This is a genomic window from Streptomyces sp. NPDC055632, from assembly GCF_053618675.1.
This window is the reverse complement of record NZ_JBSHHY010000002.1, coordinates 435495-452720: the sequence shown is the minus strand read 5'-3', so window position 1 is coordinate 452720 and position 17226 is coordinate 435495. Positions and strand designations below refer to the sequence as shown.

General features: G+C 73.0%; 16 protein-coding genes and 1 pseudogene. 4 read left to right on the top strand and 13 right to left on the bottom strand.

Going from position 1 to position 17226, the window contains the following annotated elements; genetic code table 11:
- Positions 1 to 112: 112 nt before the first annotated feature.
- The 9 genes from ACWGSR_RS04690 to ACWGSR_RS04650 all read right to left on the bottom strand — a co-directional run bounded on the left by ACWGSR_RS04690 (position 113) and on the right by ACWGSR_RS04650 (position 9676).
- Entirely contained in the window at positions 113 to 1612 is a 1500-nt protein-coding gene (locus ACWGSR_RS04690) for an MFS transporter (RefSeq protein ID WP_376233016.1), read from the bottom strand.
- Between the two features lie 44 nt (positions 1613 to 1656).
- Positions 1657 to 2817: a MalY/PatB family protein gene (locus tag ACWGSR_RS04685; protein WP_453563497.1), complete on the bottom strand. Its 1161-nt coding sequence runs from the start codon at positions 2815 to 2817 to the stop codon at positions 1657 to 1659.
- Positions 2818 to 2911: 94 nt separating this feature from the next.
- Positions 2912 to 3934 carry a class II fructose-bisphosphate aldolase gene (gene fbaA, locus ACWGSR_RS04680; protein WP_366373486.1) on the bottom strand — a complete coding sequence of 341 codons (1023 nt, stop codon included), beginning with the start codon at positions 3932 to 3934 and terminating at the stop codon, positions 2912 to 2914.
- Between the two features lie 222 nt (positions 3935 to 4156).
- The gene (gene pyrE / locus ACWGSR_RS04675) at positions 4157 to 4696 is read right to left on the bottom strand and encodes an orotate phosphoribosyltransferase (protein WP_376233021.1); all 540 of its coding nucleotides are present in this window, start codon (positions 4694 to 4696) and stop codon (positions 4157 to 4159) included.
- A gap of 52 nt (positions 4697 to 4748) precedes the next feature.
- Positions 4749 to 5534, bottom strand: a complete 786-nt coding sequence (locus ACWGSR_RS04670; protein ID WP_376233175.1) for an aldose epimerase family protein — start codon at positions 5532 to 5534, stop codon at positions 4749 to 4751.
- 109 nt (positions 5535 to 5643) lie between these two features.
- Complete coding sequence (locus ACWGSR_RS04665; RefSeq protein WP_453563494.1) at positions 5644 to 6567, bottom strand: SRPBCC domain-containing protein; 924 nt, start codon at positions 6565 to 6567, stop codon at positions 5644 to 5646.
- 73 nt (positions 6568 to 6640) lie between these two features.
- Positions 6641 to 8302 (bottom strand): polyamine aminopropyltransferase, encoded by a 1662-nt coding sequence (locus ACWGSR_RS04660; RefSeq protein WP_453563492.1) that lies wholly within the window; start codon positions 8300 to 8302, stop codon positions 6641 to 6643.
- Positions 8303 to 8376: 74 nt separating this feature from the next.
- A complete protein-coding gene (locus tag ACWGSR_RS04655) occupies positions 8377 to 8895 on the bottom strand; it encodes a DUF2617 family protein (RefSeq protein WP_453563490.1) in 519 nt (172 codons plus the stop codon).
- A gap of 460 nt (positions 8896 to 9355) precedes the next feature.
- Complete coding sequence (locus ACWGSR_RS04650) at positions 9356 to 9676, bottom strand: hypothetical protein (protein ID WP_453563487.1); 321 nt, start codon at positions 9674 to 9676, stop codon at positions 9356 to 9358.
- Between the two features lie 91 nt (positions 9677 to 9767).
- Between ACWGSR_RS04650 and ACWGSR_RS04645 the strand changes: the two are divergent.
- Positions 9768 to 10265 (top strand): annotated as a pseudogene (locus ACWGSR_RS04645) (aminotransferase class I/II-fold pyridoxal phosphate-dependent enzyme); the annotation flags it as partial.
- Between the two features lie 110 nt (positions 10266 to 10375).
- Complete coding sequence (locus ACWGSR_RS04640; protein ID WP_453563486.1) at positions 10376 to 11569, top strand: pyridoxal phosphate-dependent aminotransferase; 1194 nt, start codon at positions 10376 to 10378, stop codon at positions 11567 to 11569.
- Between the two features lie 603 nt (positions 11570 to 12172).
- Here the strand turns inward: ACWGSR_RS04640 and ACWGSR_RS04635 are convergent.
- Positions 12173 to 12706 (bottom strand): type III secretion system chaperone family protein, encoded by a 534-nt coding sequence (locus tag ACWGSR_RS04635; protein WP_366373475.1) that lies wholly within the window; start codon positions 12704 to 12706, stop codon positions 12173 to 12175.
- Positions 12707 to 12827: 121 nt separating this feature from the next.
- Here ACWGSR_RS04635 and ACWGSR_RS04630 point away from each other — a divergent pair, with 121 nt between their 5' ends.
- Positions 12828 to 13265 carry a hypothetical protein gene (locus tag ACWGSR_RS04630; RefSeq protein ID WP_453563482.1) on the top strand — a complete coding sequence of 146 codons (438 nt, stop codon included), beginning with the start codon at positions 12828 to 12830 and terminating at the stop codon, positions 13263 to 13265.
- 7 nt (positions 13266 to 13272) lie between these two features.
- Here the strand turns inward: ACWGSR_RS04630 and clpB are convergent, their stop codons facing one another.
- A complete protein-coding gene (clpB, locus tag ACWGSR_RS04625) occupies positions 13273 to 15867 on the bottom strand; it encodes an ATP-dependent chaperone ClpB (RefSeq protein WP_453563480.1) in 2595 nt (864 codons plus the stop codon).
- A gap of 153 nt (positions 15868 to 16020) precedes the next feature.
- Between clpB and ACWGSR_RS04620 the strand changes: the two genes are divergently transcribed.
- On the top strand, positions 16021 to 16425 hold the full coding sequence (locus ACWGSR_RS04620; RefSeq protein ID WP_376233043.1) for a pyridoxamine 5'-phosphate oxidase family protein: 405 nt from the start codon (positions 16021 to 16023) through the stop codon (positions 16423 to 16425).
- Positions 16426 to 16585: 160 nt separating this feature from the next.
- On the opposite strand, the gene ACWGSR_RS04615 is transcribed toward ACWGSR_RS04620, so the two are convergent.
- Both ACWGSR_RS04615 and ACWGSR_RS04610 read right to left on the bottom strand, forming a co-directional pair.
- Entirely contained in the window at positions 16586 to 16906 is a 321-nt protein-coding gene (locus ACWGSR_RS04615; RefSeq protein ID WP_030206166.1) for a Rieske (2Fe-2S) protein, read from the bottom strand.
- Positions 16903 to 17199, bottom strand: coding sequence for a hypothetical protein (locus ACWGSR_RS04610; protein ID WP_366373468.1), 297 nt, complete (start codon positions 17197 to 17199; stop codon positions 16903 to 16905). Before ACWGSR_RS04610 ends, ACWGSR_RS04615 begins: the two co-directional genes overlap by 4 nt.
- Positions 17200 to 17226: the final 27 nt, after the last annotated feature.

Genomic DNA, 17226 nt, shown 5'->3' with positions numbered 1-17226 from the left:
CGGTGCCCGGTGGCGCCCCGGCCGCCCGGCCCCGCCACGATCCCGGCCCCGGCCCGGCTCCCCGACCTCACCACGGCTTCGGCCCCGCCCCGGCTCCCCGGCGCCACCCGGCTCAGCGACCCGCGTCCCGGCCGCCCCGCCCACCAGGGTCGAGCGGCGGCGCCTGCACCCCGCAGTGCACCCGGCACTCCGGATGGCAGCGGTCGCCGGCCTCGGCACCCGCCCCCGCCCCGGCCGGACCCGCCGCCGGTGCCCGCACCGTCGTCCAGGCCAGGACCGCGCCCGCCACCAGGATCCCCGCGCACATCGGCATCGCGCGCCGGAAGGTCTCCCCGAACTCGGCCGCCGAGCGGTACGCCTCCGGGCCCATCCCGGCCAGCATCGGCAGCGCGGCCACCGCGAGCAGCCCGGCCGCCCGCGCCGCCGCGTTGTTGATCCCGCTCGCCAGACCCGCCCGGGACACGTCCACCGAGGCGAGGACGGTCGCGGTCAGCGGGGCGACCAGGGCCGTCATGCCGAGCCCGAGCACGAGCAGGGCGGGCAGCACGTCCCGTACGTACGAGGGGTCCTCCCCCACCCGCAGCATCAGCAGCATCCCGGCGGCGCACAGCAGCGGACCCACCGTGAGCGGGATCCGGGGGCCGATCCGCTCCCCCAGCTCCCCGGACTTCGCCGAGAACAGCAGCATGAGCACGGTCGTCGGCAGCAGGGCCGTGCCGGCGGCGAGCGCCGAGTAGCCGGAGACGACCTGGAGCTGGAGGGCCGCCAGGAAGAAGAACCCGCCGAAAGCGGCGTACACGCAGAGGGTGACGAGGTTGACGGCCGTGAAGGTCTTCGAGCGGAAGATCGACGGCGGCACCATCGCCGCCTCGCCCCGCCGCCGCTCCAGCACCACGAACCCGGCCCCGACGGCGACCCCGGCCGCCCCCGCCCACCAGGCCGCACCGATCAGCGCGTACGTCACGAGCGCGAGCGCCGCCGCGCCCAGGAACGCCCCGAGCACGTCGAAGCGGCCGTGCGCGGCCTCGTCCCGCGACTCCGGCACGTGCCGGAGGGCGACCGGCACGCAGACCAGGGCGAGCGGCACGTTCAGGAGGAACACCCACCGCCAGCCGGGTCCGTCCACCAGCCAGCCGCCGACGAACGGCCCGATCGCCGCGCCCACCCCGCCGAAGCCCGACCAGAGCCCGACGGCCCTGGCCCGGTCGTCCTCGTGGAAGCTCGCCTGGATCAGCGCGAGCGAGCCCGGCGTGAGCAGCGCCCCGCCCACGCCCTGGAGCGCGCGGGCCGCGATCAGGACCCCGGCGTTCGGGGCGAGCCCGCAGAGCAGCGAGGCGGCGGCGAACCACACCACCCCGGTCACGAAGACCCGGCGCCGTCCGAACCGGTCGCCGAGCGACCCGCCGAGCAGGATCAGCCCGGCCAGGGTCAGCATGTAGGCGTTGACCGTCCACTGGAGGACGGCCAGGTCGGCGCCGAGGTCCTCGCCGATGTGCGGCAGGGCGACGTTGACGACGGTGGAGTCGAGCAGCGCCATCCCGGAGCCCAGGACGGTGGTGAAGACGATCCACCGCCCGGTCCCGGAGGCCATCCGTACGTTCCGCTCGCCCATGTCCGCATGGTCCCGCGGAACGGCCCGTCGCGCACGCGACGGATTCAGGCGGTCCGCAGCCGGCCCGCCGCCCTGACCAGGGCCTCCACGCCCCGTTCCGCCTTCTTCCGGGGGCAGCCCACGTTCAGCCGGACGAAGCCCGGCGTGCCGTACGTCCCGCCCGGCATGATCGCGACCTTCTCCGCCGTCACCAGCTCCTCCTGGAGCCGGGTCTCCTCGATCCCGAGGGGCCGCAGGTCGATCCAGGCCAGGTAGCCGGCCTGCGGGGGCTCCCAGACCACCCCGGGAAGGCCCTCGGCCAGCCGCTCCCGGATCAGCTCCATCGTGCCCGCGACATAGCCGCGCAGCTCGTCCAGCCAGGCCGCGCCGTGCCGGTACGCGGCGATGTGGGCGGTCAGCGAGAGCACGGCGGGCGAGGCGAGCCCCTCGCCGGTCTCCATGCGCCGCACGAAGGCCTCGCGCTCGTCGGGGTCGCCGACGATCCCGTACGAGCCGGAGAGCGCGGGGAAGTTGAAGGCCTTGGTGGCGGAGGTGACCAGCGCCCAGCGGCGCCCCCGGCCCCGCTCCGCGATCCGGGTCCACGGCACGTGCCGGTGTCCCCCGGTGGTCAGGTCCGCGTGGATCTCGTCGCTGACGACGCTCACGCCGTACCGCTCGGCGAGCTCCGCGAAGGCGGTCAGCTCCGCCTCCGTCCACACCCGGCCGGTCGGGTTGTGGGGGGAGCAGAGCAGCAGCATCCGGCTGTCCGGCCGGGCCAGCTCGCGCTCCAGCGCCTCCGCGTCCCCGACCGGGACCCCGCGCAGCTCGCGCCCGAGCCCGGTGACGGCCTTGCGGAAGCCGTCGTACGTGGGGGTGTGGACGACCACGCCGTCACCGGGTCCGGTCCACATCCGCAGGAGCTGCGAGAGCTGGTTGAGCACGGAGGGCGCGTACACCAGGGAGTCCGGGTCGATCGCGGTGTCGTGGCGGCTCGCGTACCAGTGGCGTATCGCCTCGCGGAAGTCCCCGAGCCGCCAGTCCGTGTAGCCGAAGACCCCGTGGTCGACGCGCTCGCGGAGGGCGGTGAGCACCTCCGGCGGGGAGGCGAAGTCCATGTCGGAGATGGTGAAGGGCAGCAGGTCGGGCACGCCGAAGCGGTCCGCGATGCCGTCCCACTGGACGGACCAGGTGCCGCGCCGGTCGATCTCCCGGTCGAAGTCGTACATCAGGCCCTCTCGCCCTCTCTCCCCGCCCGTCTTCGGCGTACGAAGGGCCCGGCATCCCCGTTCGGGGGTGCCGGGCCCTTCGCTCATGACGTGCTTACTTGAGCTTGGTGCCGGTCGAGCGCAGCGCGGCGCACGCCTCGGTCACGCGGACGGCCATGCCGGCCTCGGCCAGCTTGCCCCAGGTGCGCGGGTCGTAGGTGGACTTCTTGCCGACCTCGCCGTCGACCTTCAGGACGCCGTCGTAGTTGCGGAACATGTGGTCCACGACCGGACGGGTGAAGGCGTACTGGGTGTCGGTGTCGAGGTTCATCTTCACGACGCCGTTCTCCAGGGCCGTGGCGATCTCCTCGGCCGTGGAGCCCGAGCCGCCGTGGAAGACGAAGTCGAACGGGTCGGCCTTGCCGAACTTAGCGGCGACGCCGGCCTGGAGGTCCTTGAGCAGCTCGGGGCGGAGCACGACGTTGCCCGGCTTGTAGACGCCGTGCACGTTGCCGAAGGACGCGGCGAGCAGGTAGCGGCCCTTCTCGCCCAGGCCCAGGGCCTCGGCGGTGCGGATCGCGTCATCGACGGTGGTGTACAGCTCGTCGTTGATCTCGTGGGTGACGCCGTCCTCCTCGCCGCCGGTCGGGGTGATCTCGACCTCAAGGATGATCTTGGCGGCGGCGGCCTTCGCGAGCAGCTCCTGGCCGATGGCCAGGTTGTCCGCGAGGGTCTCGGCGGAGCCGTCCCACATGTGCGACTGGAACAGCGGGTTCTCGCCCCGGGCGACGCGCTCGGCGGAGACGTCGAGCAGCGGACGGACGTAGCCGTCCAGCTTGTCCTTCGGGCAGTGGTCGGTGTGGAGGGCGACCGTGATGTCGTACTTCGCGGCGACGATGTGCGCGAACTCGGCCAGGGCGACGGCGCCCGTGACCATGTCCTTGTTGTACTGACCGCCCAGGAACTCGGCACCGCCGGTCGAGATCTGGATGATGCCGTCGCTCTCGGCCTCCGCGAAGCCGCGCAGAGCAGCGTGCAGGGTCTGGGACGAGGTCACGTTGATGGCCGGGTAGGCGAACTTGCCTGCCTTCGCCCGGTCGAGCATCTCGTTGTAGACCTCGGGGGTTGCGATGGGCATTCGTCCGCTCCTTGTGATGTGCGGGGTGTGTGCTGTTGCTGTCCCTGACCTGGGGGCGACGTCATCGTCGCCCCCATCCTTCCAGACTCTTGTCCGGGCTCCCATGGGCCCGGCACGCCGAGGGGCGGGGTGTTTCACGTGAAACACCCCGCCCCTGGCAGAAAGTGCAGGTCAGGACCGTTCTCGCCCTGCCCCGGACCCTAAGTCACGACTTCGCGGCAGTTACGCCAGGCCGAGGTCGCCGAGCTGGTAGCCGGTGAGGTACGGCAGCCCCGCCCCGGCGATGGCGTCGGCGGCGCCCCGGTCCACGATCGTCGCCACGGCGACGACCTCGCCGCCCGCCTCGCGGACGGCCTCGACGGCGGTCAGCGGCGAGCCGCCGGTGGTCGAGGTGTCCTCGACGACGAGGCAGCGGCGGCCCTTGACGTCCGTGCCCTCGATGCGGCGCTGCATGCCGTGCGCCTTCTGCGCCTTGCGCACGACGAAGGCGTCCAGGCGCTGCCCGCGCGCGGCGGAGGCGTGCAGCATCGAGGTGGCGACCGGGTCGGCGCCCAGGGTCAGACCGCCGACGCAGTCGAAGTCCAGGTCGGCCGTGAGGTCGAGCATGACCTGACCGACCATCGGCGCGGCCTCGCCGTCCAGCGTGATCCGGCGCAGGTCGATGTAGTAGTCGGCTTCCAGACCCGAGGAGAGGGTCACCTTGCCGTGCACCACGGCCTTGTCCTTGATCTGCTGGAGCAGCTCAGCGCGTACGTCAGTCATGTTCCTGAGCTTAGGGCCTGGCCCGCCGACCAGGCCCTGAGGGGCTCACCGGTCAGAGGCGGCGCCAGCTCCACGTGCTCTCGATCTCCAGGGGGTCGATCGGGGTGACCAGGCGCGGGTGGGTGTTGAGGCCGTTCGGGGGACCGGACTGCGGCTCGACGCAGACCGCCTCCGCCTGCTCGTCGTAGATCACGACCCACTCGGTACGGCCGGTGACCCTCAGCTCCAGCTCCTCCGGCCAGGTGAGGGCGACGTCGACGCCGCCGGGCATGCCGAAGCAGTCGTCCCAGGGGCCGGGGAGGGGGTCGATCCGGCGGCCGGTGGGGAGGTGGTCCTCGCCGCGCTCCTCCTGCCAGGCGGGCGTGAAGTCGACCCGTACGTCCTGACCGCCGCGCCCGAGGTTGCGCAGGAACCAGGGGTGCCAGCCGGCCTGGGCCGGGAACGAGTCGTCGTAGGCCTCGACGCCGAAGCGGAGGCTGAGGGAGTCCTCGGCCAGCTCGAAGACCTGGGTGACCCGGCCCCCGTACGGCCAGGGGTCGCCGAGCTCGCAGACGAACACGGCCTCGGTCGCGGAGGTGCGGGCGGTCTTCCAGGCGAGGTCGCGGACGGTGCCGTGGATGGCGTGCGGAGGCGCGTTGACCGGGAGCCGGTGGGTGGTGGCGCCGTTGCGGAAGCGCCCGTTCCCGGTCCGCCCGCACCAGGGCGCCATCGGGAAGCACCCGTACCGCTCGCCCTGGCGCAGCACCTCGGTGCCGCCGATGCGCAGGCCCTCGATCCGGCAGCCGTTGTCGGGGTTGATGGTCAACTCGGCGTCGCCCGCCGTCAGTCGCGTCTGCATGCTCACGCTTCGACCCTAAGCCCGCGCGGCACGGAACGCGGCCGACCGTTTCGGGGGCGGCGCCGGGGTGTGCGGCAAGGCGCCCCCGGCGGCTTCGCCGGGCGGTTCCTCAGCGGCGTCGCCGCAGGGCCCGGCCGACGACGACGGCGGAGGCGAGCGCGAGGGCCGCGGCCGGGGCGATCCAGCGCAGGGTGGCCCCGGCGCTGGTCGTCTCCGGCGCGGGGACGGGGGCGTACCGGCCGCGCGGCGGGGCGTGGTCGACCTCCTCGGCGCTCCGGCCGATCATGGTCCGGCGCGCGTGGGCGGCCTCGGCGGCGGGCTGCGGGGCGGGGAACTCGGCCGGCGCGTCCCCGAAGCCCTCGTCGGGAAGGGGGTCGAGGGCGGGGGGCGGCACCGGGGCGTCGAAGACGGCGCCGTGGTCGGAGGGCTCCTCCACCCCGTCGTCGACACCGTCGTCGTCGGCGCCCTCGGCGCCCTCGGCGTCTTCGGCGTCTTCGGCGTCTTCGGCGTCTTCGGCGTCGAGTGCGTCGGGCCCATCGAGCACGTCCGGTGCGTCGGGCCCATCGAGCGCGTCGAGTACGGGATCGGCACCGGCGCTCTCCCCCGGCTCCTCCCCCGCGACCTCCGTCAGCGACTCCACGAACCGTTCGAGCAGGCGCGTGCCCGCCGCCTCCCTGGTCGCGTCCGTCTCCTCGGCGAGCCGGCCGGTCGCCGTCAGGGCGCCCGTGAAGCTCAGGTTCGTGCCCTCGGCCAGCGGAGTGAGGACCACGGTGAGGGACAGCTCCGCCTCGCCCTTGCCCCGGGCCTCGGTGCCCTCGCCCTCGTAGGTGATGGCGCCGTCCCGCTCGACGATCCGCAGCGCGCCCCGGTAGGTGATGGTGTGGCCGCCGACCCGGACCTTGAGCCTGCCCGCGAGGGGCTCCGCGTCGGCGTCCCGCTGGAGACCGGGCACGCAGCGCACCACGCGGACCGGGTCCGTGAGCGTCGCGCGCAGGGCCTCGGCCGGTACCGGGACGAACACCTCATGCTCCATGGGAGCCGAGCCTACTCAGACCGGGGCTCCGCGTCGCCTGTTCGCTCCGCATCGGAGGCCCCGGGCCCGGTCCTCAGTCGCCGTACCGCGGGTGCACCAGCGTCGAGGAGGGCGGGGCCTCGGCGCCCCGGGTCCGTTCGGCGCGGACGGCGGCGACCGCCAGGGCGTCCGCGTCGAGCGAACGCGGCCGGGGCGCGTCGGGGGCGAGGCCGAGGGCGGGCGGCCGGTCGCCCGGGACCGCCAGGAGGAAGCCCCAGTCGCAGGGTCCCGGCCCCGTACCGGTGGCGCGGTCGGCGCGGTCGGGGCCCGCGGCGAAGCCGGGGGTGCGGCCGCTCGCGCTGTAGGGCCGGGTCGCGAAGCCGGCGGCGCGCAGGGTGGTGTCGACCGTCCAGTAGGTGCGGGACCGGTCGGTGACCGAGCCGGCGTGGACGGCGAACCGCCCGGACGGACCGAGGACCCGGGCCACGAGCCCGTAGAACTCCTCCGAGTACAGCTTGGTGCTGGAGGTGATCCCGGGGTCGGGCAGGTCGGAGAGGACCACGTCGTAACGTTCCCGCACCCGGTCGGCGGCGCCCCGCAGCCAGTGGAAGGCGTCCTCGTGGACGACCCGGACGCGCGGGTCCAGGAACGCCCGCGCGTTGAGCCGGGCGAGCGCCGGATCGGTGCGGGCGAGGCGGACGACCACGGGGTCGAGCTCCACGACGGTCACGGACCGGACGCCGGGGTGGCGCAGCACCTCGCGGACGGCCATCCCGTCCCCGCCGCCGACGATCAGGACGCGCGCGTGCGGGCCGTTCATCGCGGGGTGGACGAGCGCCTCGTGGTAGCGGTACTCGTCCCGGCCCGAGACCCGCAGCCGGCCGTCGAGGAACAGGTCGGGCGGCCCCTCCGGGCCCCCGGTCACCACGACCTCCTGGAGGTCGGTGTGGACGGCGACCCGCACGTCCTCCCCGTAGACGGCCCGGCGCGCGGCCTGTTCGAAGTCGTCGACGAGGACGGTCGCGGTGGCGAGGACGGCCAGGACGCCCAGGTTCACGGCGAGGAGCAGGGCCCGGGAGCGGGCGGTCAGGTCGCGGCGGAACACCCAGAGGACGAGCCCGCCGCCCGCGACGGCGTTCACCGCGCCGGTGACGAGCGCGCCGGTGAGCTGGCCGAGCCAGGGAAGCAGCAGGAACGGGAAGGCGAGGCCGCCGACCAGCGCGCCGACGTAGTCGGCGGCGAAGAGGTCGGCGACCGTCCCGGCCGCGTCGTCCGGCTCCCCGGCCCCCGCCTTCCGCCCGGTCCGCTGCATCAGCGACATCAGGAGGGGGATCTCCGCGCCGATGAGCACCCCGATCGCGAGCGAGAACGCCACGACCACGTACCGCGACTCGCCGAACCAGGCGAAGGCCGCGTACAGCACCATCGCCGAGCAGCCGCCGACCAGCGCGAGCGCGGCCTCGACCAGGCCGAAGCCGACGGCGGCGCGGCAGCGCAGCCGCTTGGCGAGGAGCGAGCCCACTCCCATCGCGAAGACCATCACGGAGAGCACGACGGAGGCCTGGGTGACCGAGTCCCCGATCAGGTACGAGGAGAGCGCCACCAGTTCGAGCTCGTAGACCAGGCCGCAGGCGGCGCAGACGAAGACCACCGCGAGGACCGGGAACCGTACCGCCTCGCGCGGCCGGACGGGCCGCCGCGCGGGCGCCCGCCGTGCCCGTTCCTCGGGTGGCACGGTCAGGGTCGGCTCGATCATGCAGTAACGCTACGTCACGCCCCGAGCGCCCCCGGTCACCCGGACGAGTGCGCAGGGGGCTTTCGGGGGGCGCATCAGAGTGCGGCGGGCATGCGCGCGCCGATCCTGGTCCTGGTCACCACCAACTGCCCTTCCTGCGGGTAGGCGTGCCAGGTGCGCCAGCGGACCTGGCCCTCGTGGCGCTGGGCCAGCATCGCGGTGAAGGCGTGCGGGGAGCCGGGGAAGGTGCCGGCGAGACCGTGGGGGTGGTCGGCGACGAGGGCGAGCAACTCCTGGGCGCGGCCCGCGAAGGAGCCGTCCGAGAGCGTCTCGACGCGCGCGGCGAACTCGTAGTCCCAGCCGCCGACGCGCTTGGAGACGCCGAGCGGGAGCGGGGTGCTGCTGCCGGGCATGCACGCCACGGTCTCCGAACAGGTGCGCCCCTCCTCCTCCAGGAGAACCTGGTGGGAGGCGCCGAGCAGCCTCAACTGGAGCTTGGCGCCGGAGAGTTCGAGGTCGAGGGCGGCGAGGGCGGGCAGCGGCTCGCGCCCGAGCGCCCAGGCCAGGTCGGCCGCGCGCGTGTCGGTGTAGGAGGTCTTCAGGGTGGTGAGCATGGGTCGGCTCCGCAAACACGGTTTGACGGGTGGGCCGGGGGCGCCCCGGTGAAGGATTTCAACGGGAGTGGGGAATCGCCGGCTCGGGTCCACACACGGTCCGAGGGCTGTCTCTGTCAGGAGCGAGAGAACCACGGACGCCGGACGACTCGCAGCGTTTTTACCCAACTTGCCGTGGTTTCCAACCCCTTCGGGGACCCCACAGTTCAATTGTTCAACCGGAACCGACCGCCGGGGCGCACGCCGGCGGACGGCCCCGTGTGCTCGGTGCCGCCGCCCGCCGACGGTCCCCGCGCGCTCGGAACCGTCGACCTCGCTCGGGACCGTCGACCGCGCACCGGACCACCGCCCGCACACGCGTACCGACGGACCACCGCCCACACAGGCGTACCGACAAACCACCACCCGCACACGCGTACCGACGGGCCGCCGACACCCCCGTGGCCGGCGGCCCGCCCGCTCAACTGCCGCCGCAGCCGCCGCCACCGCAGCTGGAGCCGCTGGAGCCGCTGGAACCACAGGAGCTGCTGGACCCGCAGGAGCTGCCGGAACCGCAGCCGCCCCCGGCGACCCAGCCGCTGCTGCCGCTGCTGCTGCCGCTCTTCCGCCGGCCGCTCCGCTTCGTGCTCCCGGAGCGGGCGGCCGCGACGCGATACGCGGCGAGGGACTTGCGGATGGCGGCGCGCTGCGCGGCGGCCTTACGCCGCTTCTCGGCGGTGGCGACGAGAACGATGACGACGACGACCGCCACCGTGAGGACGATGCCGATGATGAGTGCCATGAGTACTACCCCCGTTCTTCTGTGCGAGGGAGATTCCCATGCCGTTCCCGGCCCAAAGCACACTTGAGCAAGTCCAGAGCTTGGGCCCAGGATGGCGGGCATGACACGGCCGCCGCTCAACCGCCGCCTCGCCGAGTTCGGCACGACGCTCTTCGCCGGGACGTCCGCGCTCGCCGCCAGGACCGGCGCGATCAACCTCGGCCAGGGCTTCCCCGACACCGACGGTCCGGAGGAGGTCAGGGAGGCGGCGGTGCGCGCCCTGCGGGACGGCCGGGGCAACCAGTACCCGCCGGGGCCGGGCGTCCCCGAGCTGCGGGCCGCCGTCACCGACCGGACGCGGCTGATCCCGCTCAACACCCCGCACAACCCCACCGGCACCGTCCTCACCCGGGCCGAGCCGACCGCCGTCGTCGAGCCGGCGGTCGAGCGGGACCTGCTCGTCGTCACGGCCGAGGTCTGCGAGCACCTGGTCCTCGACGGCGCCGAGCACGTGCCGATCGCGAGCCTGCCGGGCATGCGGGAGCGCACGGTCACCCTCTCGTCGGCCGGCAAGACGTCCTCGTTCACGGGCTGGAAGGTCGGCCAGGTCGATCCCCTTTCACCCGCCCGTTGGGCACTGGCCGCGTGACCTCCCCGCCCGGCATCGGCCAGGATGGCGCTCGAAGCATCGACGGACACTCGAGTGAGGACGGTGGAGACATGAGCGGCAGGCCGCTGCTGAACCGCAGGCTGGACGGGCTCGGGACGACGATCTTCGCGGAGATGTCGGCACTGGCGACAGCGACGGGCGCGATCAACCTGGGCCAGGGGTTCCCCGACACGGACGGCCCGGAGTCCGTACGCGAGGCTGCCGTACGAGCGCTGCGCGACGGCCGCGGCAACCAGTACCCGCCGGGCCCGGGCGTCCCGGAGCTCCGCCGGGCGATCGCCGACCACCAGCGCCGCTTCTACGGCCTGAGCCTCGACCCCGACACGGAGGTCCTGGTCACCGCGGGCGCGACGGAGGCGATCGCGGCGGCCATGCTCGCGCTGCTGGAGCCCGGTGACGAGGTGATCGCCTTCGAGCCCTTCTACGACTCCTACGCGGCCTGCGTCGCCATGGCCGGCGCGAAGCGGGTACCGCTCACCTTGCGGGCCCCGTCCTTCCGCCCGGACCTGGACGAACTGCGATCCAAGATCACCCCGCGCACTCGCCTCCTGCTCCTCAACACCCCGCACAACCCGACCGGGATGGTCCTCACCGCCGACGAGCAGAGCGCCATCGCCGCGCTCGCTGTCGAGCACGACCTGCTCGTGGTCACCGACGAGGTGTACGAGCACCTGGTCTTCGACGGCGCCGCCCACGTCCCCATCGCGAGCCTCCCCGGCATGCGGGAGCGGACCGTCACCATCTCCTCGGCCGGCAAGACCTTCTCCTTCACCGGATGGAAGGTCGGCTGGGTGACGGCGGACGGCCCGCTCGTCTCCGCGGTCCGGACCGCCAAGCAGTACCTGACGTACGTCAGCGCGGGCCCCTTCCAGTACGCGATCGCCGAGGCGCTCCGGCTGCCGGACGCGTACTTCGACGGCTTCCGCGCCGACCTGCGGCGCAAGCGCGACCTGCTCGGCGACGGCCTGCGTGCGGCCGGCTTCGAGGTCTACCAGCCGGAGGGCACGTACTTCATCACCACCGACATCACGCCCTTCGGCGAGAAGGACGCCCACTCCTTCTGCCGCACCCTCCCCGAACGCTGCGGCGTCGTCGCCATCCCCAACTCCGTCTTCTACGACGACCCCGACGCCGGCCGCAGCCAGGTCCGCTTCACCTTCTGCAAACGGGACGACGTCCTCACCGAGGCCACCACCCGCCTGCAGCGCTTGGCGTCCTCGACCGACGCCCTTCGTCCCGCATGAGGTCCGGCAGGGCCCTCGGCCCGACCGTGTTGGCAAAAGCACAGGTCAACAGCTTGGTATAGGTCTCCCCGCGGAGAGCCCGGAACCCCCGCCGGGACGTGACGGGGGTGCGGGCCGGGGCGGGGTGGCGTTCCACTTCAAGGTGGTCCCGCCACCGGACGCGCCGCCGCCGGTCGTCCCGCCACCGGACCGGCCGGCACTCGTCGAGCGCCTCACGGAGGTGCCGGGCGTGGGCCTGGTGGACATGACGGAGATTCCCGTACCGTCCGGACGGCGCGTCGGTACGGCCGGAGCCGTCGGTGTCGTGTACGGCTCCGCCCCGGCCCCAGGGAGGCCCGACGGCCCGGCCCGGCCCGCCCCGGACGGCCAGGAGCCGGTCATCGTCCGCCTGCTCGCCGACGGCGTGAAGGACGGGGCGATCGCCCGCCGCCTCGGCGTCTCCTCCCGCACCCTGAGCCGACTGGTCTCCGGCCTCCTCGACACCCTGGGCGTCCAGACCCGCTTCAGGTCGGCGAGGTGGGACGGGGTGCCCGGCAAGGGAGTAAGGAAAGGAGCCCGGCCCCCTGTGACAGGGGGCCGGGCTCCTTCGCGCTCGGGCGGGGCTCAGGCCTCGTCGCCGCCGGCCTTGTCCTCCGGGGACTCCAGGCCGAACTGCTCCACGATCCACTTGTCGAACTCGATGGAGGCGCGGACCCAGCTGACCGTGGAGGACACGAAGTGCTCCAGGGCGACGCCGGTGCCGATCAGCATCTGGGCCTCGCCGATGAGGCGGAGGGTGGCGGAGCCGTCCTCCTCCTCGTGCAGGTGGGTGTAGACCTTGGGCCACAGGGTGCGGCGGTTCCAGTCGTCGATCGCGTCGAGGATCTTCACGCGGTCGTCGGCCGAGTGCGGGCGGTCGTAGAACGTCCGGACCGAGAAGACCTGCTGCTCGTCCTCGCCGCGGAACATGAAGTAGGTGCGGAACTCCTCCCACGGCGCCGCGAGGTCACCCTCGTCGTCGACGACGTACTTCAGCTCCATCTGGTCGAGGAGCTGCTTGACGAGGTCCTGGTCGGGGACGACGGGGCCCGCCGGTCCTGCGGCCTGAGGCTGGGGCTGGCCCCCGAAATTCGGAATCGAGGACGGGTCGATGCTCACCGTGTATTTCCCTTCGTACGGATGCTCGCCATCCTCCCCCATCCCGGCCGGTCCATGGCAACCCCCGCTCCCGCGATCCGCTGCGGGCTGACAAGATCTGGTGCACATGGGGGAAGAAGCGGTGCCGAAACGGAAGCCGGTGAAGGCGCGCCCGTGGACCTGGGTCTGGGCGACGGCCGTGGTGACGGTGGTCTGCGGCGGGCCGATGGCCCTGCTGGCCTGGGGCGCGACGGCCTGGAGCGAGATGGGCCGGACGCAGCAGGTCGACTGCACGAAGGCCATGGAGTTCGCCCGGGGGACGCTCCCGGCGGACGCCCGGGACGCCCGGTGCACGGCGGCGCACTTCCAGGACACGCAGGTCGAGGCGGAATTCCGGACGGGCCGGGCCGGGGTCGGGGCCTGGCTGGCCGCGACCTATCCGGCCGGGGAGCCCGAGTCCTTCTGCGAGGTGGACGTATGCGTGCGGGCGTCGTACGACGAGGTGCTGTTCGTGGACGTCTCGATCGCGTACGAGGACGAGGGGACCGCCCTCGTACGCGTCAAGGCCTTCGACCTCTGACCTGCGGCTAGCGGGCCGCCGGGCCCACGATCAGGCCGTCCTCGAACCGGTCCACCCGGACCGTGTCGCCGTCCTGGACCTCGCCCGCCAGGATCTCCCGGGCGAGCCGGTCGCCGATCGCCGTCTGGATCAAACGGCGCAGCGGCCGGGCCCCGTACGCCGGGTCGTTGCCCTCCTCGGCCAGCCACTCCAGGGCCTCCGGGGTGATGTCCAGGGTGAGGCGCCGCTCGGCGAGCCGCTTGGCGAGCCGGTCGATCTGGAGCCGGGCGATCCGGCCCAGCTCGGCCCGGTCGAGGGCCGAGAAGACCACCAGGTCGTCCAGCCGGTTGAGGAACTCCGGCTTGAAGCTGGCCCGCACGACCTCCAGGACCTGCTGCTTCTTCACGTCCTCGGAGGTCGCCGGGTCGACCAGGTACTGGCTGCCCAGGTTCGAGGTCAGGATCAGGATGGTGTTGCGGAAGTCCACCGTCCGGCCCTGTCCGTCGGTGAGCCGGCCGTCGTCCAGGACCTGGAGCAGGACGTCGAAGACCTCCGGGTGCGCCTTCTCGACCTCGTCGAGCAGGACCACGCTGTACGGGCGGCGGCGGACCGCCTCCGTGAGCTGGCCGCCCTCCTCGTAGCCGACGTAGCCGGGAGGCGCGCCGACCAGGCGGGCGACGGAGTGCTTCTCGCCGTACTCCGACATGTCGATGCGGATCATGGCCCGCTCGTCGTCGAAGAGGAAGTCCGCGAGCGCCTTCGCCAGCTCGGTCTTGCCGACGCCGGTCGGGCCGAGGAAGAGGAAGGAGCCGGTGGGCCGGTCGGGGTCCGCGATCCCGGCGCGGGTGCGGCGCACCGCGTCGGAGACGGCCCGGACGGCCTCGGACTGGCCGATGAGCCGCTTGCCGAGCTCGTCCTCCATGCGGAGCAGCTTCTGCGTCTCGCCCTCCAGGAGGCGGCCGGCGGGGATGCCGGTCCAGGAGCCGACCACGTCCGCGATGTCGTCGGGGCCGACCTCCTCCTTGACCATGGTGTCCTTCGAGGACTCCTGCCGGGCCTCGGCCTCCGAGGCCTCCTCCAGCTCCCGCTCCAGGGCCGGGATCTCGCCGTAGAGCAGCTTGGAGGCGGTGTCGAAGTCGCCGTCGCGCTGGGCGCGCTCGGCGCGGCCGCGGGCCTCGTCCAGGCGCTCCTTCAGCTCGCCGACCCGGTTGAGGGACTGCTTCTCCTTCTCCCAGCGGGCGGTGAGGCCGCGCAGCTCCTCCTCGCGGTCGGCGAGGTCGCGCCGCAGCTTCTCCAGGCGCTGCTTGCTCGCCTCGTCGGTCTCGTTCTTCAGGGCCAGCTCCTCCATGCGGAGCCGGTCCACGGAGCGCTGGAGCTCGTCGATCTCGACCGGGGACGAGTCGATCTCCATGCGGAGCCGGGAGGCGGCCTCGTCGACGAGGTCGATGGCCTTGTCGGGCAGGAAGCGGGAGGTGATGTACCGGTCGGAGAGGGTCGCGGCGGCCACCAGGGCGGAGTCGTTGATCTGCACCTTGTGGTGGGCCTCGTACCGGCCCTTGAGGCCGCGCAGGATCGCGATGGTGTCCTCGACCGTCGGCTCGGCGACCAGGACCTGCTGGAAGCGGCGCTCCAGGGCGGGGTCCTTCTCGATCCGCTCGCGGTACTCGTCCAGGGTGGTCGCGCCGACCATGCGCAGCTCGCCGCGGGCCAGCATCGGCTTGAGCATGTTGCCCGCGTCCATGGCGGAGTCGCCGCCGGCGCCCGCGCCGACGACCGTGTGCAGCTCGTCGATGAAGGTGATGATCTGGCCGTCGCTCTCCTTGATCTCGGAGAGGACGGTCTTCAGGCGCTCCTCGAACTCGCCGCGGTACTTCGCGCCGGCGACCATCGCGCCGAGGTCGAGCGAGACGAGCCGCTTGTTCTTCAGGGACTCGGGGACGTCGCCCTTCACGATCCGCTGGGCGAGTCCCTCGACGACGGCGGTCTTGCCGACGCCGGGCTCGCCGATGAGGACCGGGTTGTTCTTGGTGCGGCGGGAGAGCACCTGGACCACGCGCCGGATCTCGTGGTCGCGGCCGATGACCGGGTCCAGCCTGCCCTCGCGCGCGGCGGCGGTGAAGTCCGTGCCGAACTTCTCCAGCGCCTTGTACTGCCCTTCCGGGTCGGGTGTGGTCACCCGGCGTCCTCCCCTGTTCGTCTCGAAGGCGTCCAGCAGCCTCTTCGCGCTCGCGCCCTGCCGGTCGAGGATCTCACCGGCCCGGCCGCCCCGGGCGGCGACACCGATGAGGAGGTGCTCGGTGGAGAGGAAGTCGTCCCCGAGCTCCTCGGCCCGCCGCGCGGCGTCCGCGATGACCGCGAGCAGCTCGCGGTTGGGCTGCGGGGGCGCGACCGTGGAGCCGGTGACGCTCGGCTGGGCGGCGAGGAGCCGCTCGGCCTCGGAGCGCACGGCCGCCTGGTCGGCCTCGACGGCGGCGAGCAGGTCGGTGATGTTCTCGTTGTCCTGGCCGGCGAGGAGGGCGAGCAGCAGATGGGCCGGGGTCAGGTCCGGGTGTCCCTCGGACACGGCGCGGCTGGTGGCCGCGTTGATCGCGTCCCGGCTCCTGTTGGTCAGTTCGGCGTCCATGTGCGGTTGCTCCTCCTCGGCATGCGTCGCCTGCGCGGTCCCGTACGGGTGCGGGTCCGCTCCACGATTTCCGTGACCCTTACAGGGTACACAAAGTTGAGCCGAAGGCGCTCAAGTTAACGGAGGGGGCGGTCCGGCGGGTACTTTCCGGGTATGGCAACGGATCCCAGGAACCCCTCCGACTCCTACCTCGCCTTCTGGCGCGAGAAGCACGTGTGCACCCTGACCACGCCGCGCCCGGACGGCACGCCGCACGTGGTGGCGGTCGGCGTCACGTACGACCCCGAGGGCGGGTACGCGCGGGTGATCGCCAACAGACACAGCCGGAAGATCGCCAACGTCCTGGCGGCGGGCGAGGAGGGCGCGCGGGTCGCGGTCTGCCAGGTCGACCGGGCGCGCTGGGCCACCCTGGAGGGCGTCGCCCGGATCCGCACGGAGCCGGAGGCCGTCGAGGACGCCGTGGCCCGCTATGCGGAGCGCTACGGCCGCACGCCGGCCCCGAACCCGGACCGGGTCGTGATCGAGATCGCCCTCACGCGGGCGATGGGCCGCGCCTGAGGCGGACCGGGGGCCCGGAAGGAACACGGGCGCCCGGGAAGAACACGGGCGTCCGGAAAAAACACGGGCGCAGCACAGCGGCGCCATCGCGTTTCAGGTCCGCGATGGCGCCGCTGTGTGGGGGAAGTACCTGGGCGACCTACAACGACGGGGGGATCGCTCAGGCACTGCGGGGGGTGGCGGTGATGGTCTCGGGTTCGATCAGCTGGTGGTCACGCTGGTCGAGGTTGACGAAGATCATGCCGTACCGGATGGCACAGCGGATGGGCTGCGGGGCGCCGCGCGGCCGGCGCAGGCACCGGTAGGCGCGGACGTCCTCGTCCTGCTCCCGTGCGACGACGATCGGTTCTCCGAAGAGGGTGACCTTCAGCGAGTCGCCACGGTGGGGGATGGCCGTGGCGAGGTCGACGAAGTGCCAGCCCGACCGGTAGGCCGAGGCCATCTCCCGACGGAACCTGCGGTCGTCCGGTGGGACGCTCACGCTCCGACGCCCCTGGGCGCGATCTCCCAGGAGGGCTCCCCCTCCAGCGGGGCGACCTCCCACGAGGGCTCGCCCGGCTTGGCGAGCACCCCATGTGCCGGGGCGGTCTCCCACGAGGGCTCACCGGGCTTGGCGAGCAGCTCGCGCGCCGGGGCGGTCTCCCACGAGGGCTCGTTCTGCCCCGCCACCGAGTGCGCCGGGTGCGTCTCCCACGAGGGCTCGCCAACGGCGAGCGCACCGAGAGCAGCCGCCGCAACGGCTATGGCGCCAAGTGCACGAACCATCCTGGTCATGGCCGATCTCCACCTCTTTTGATCACT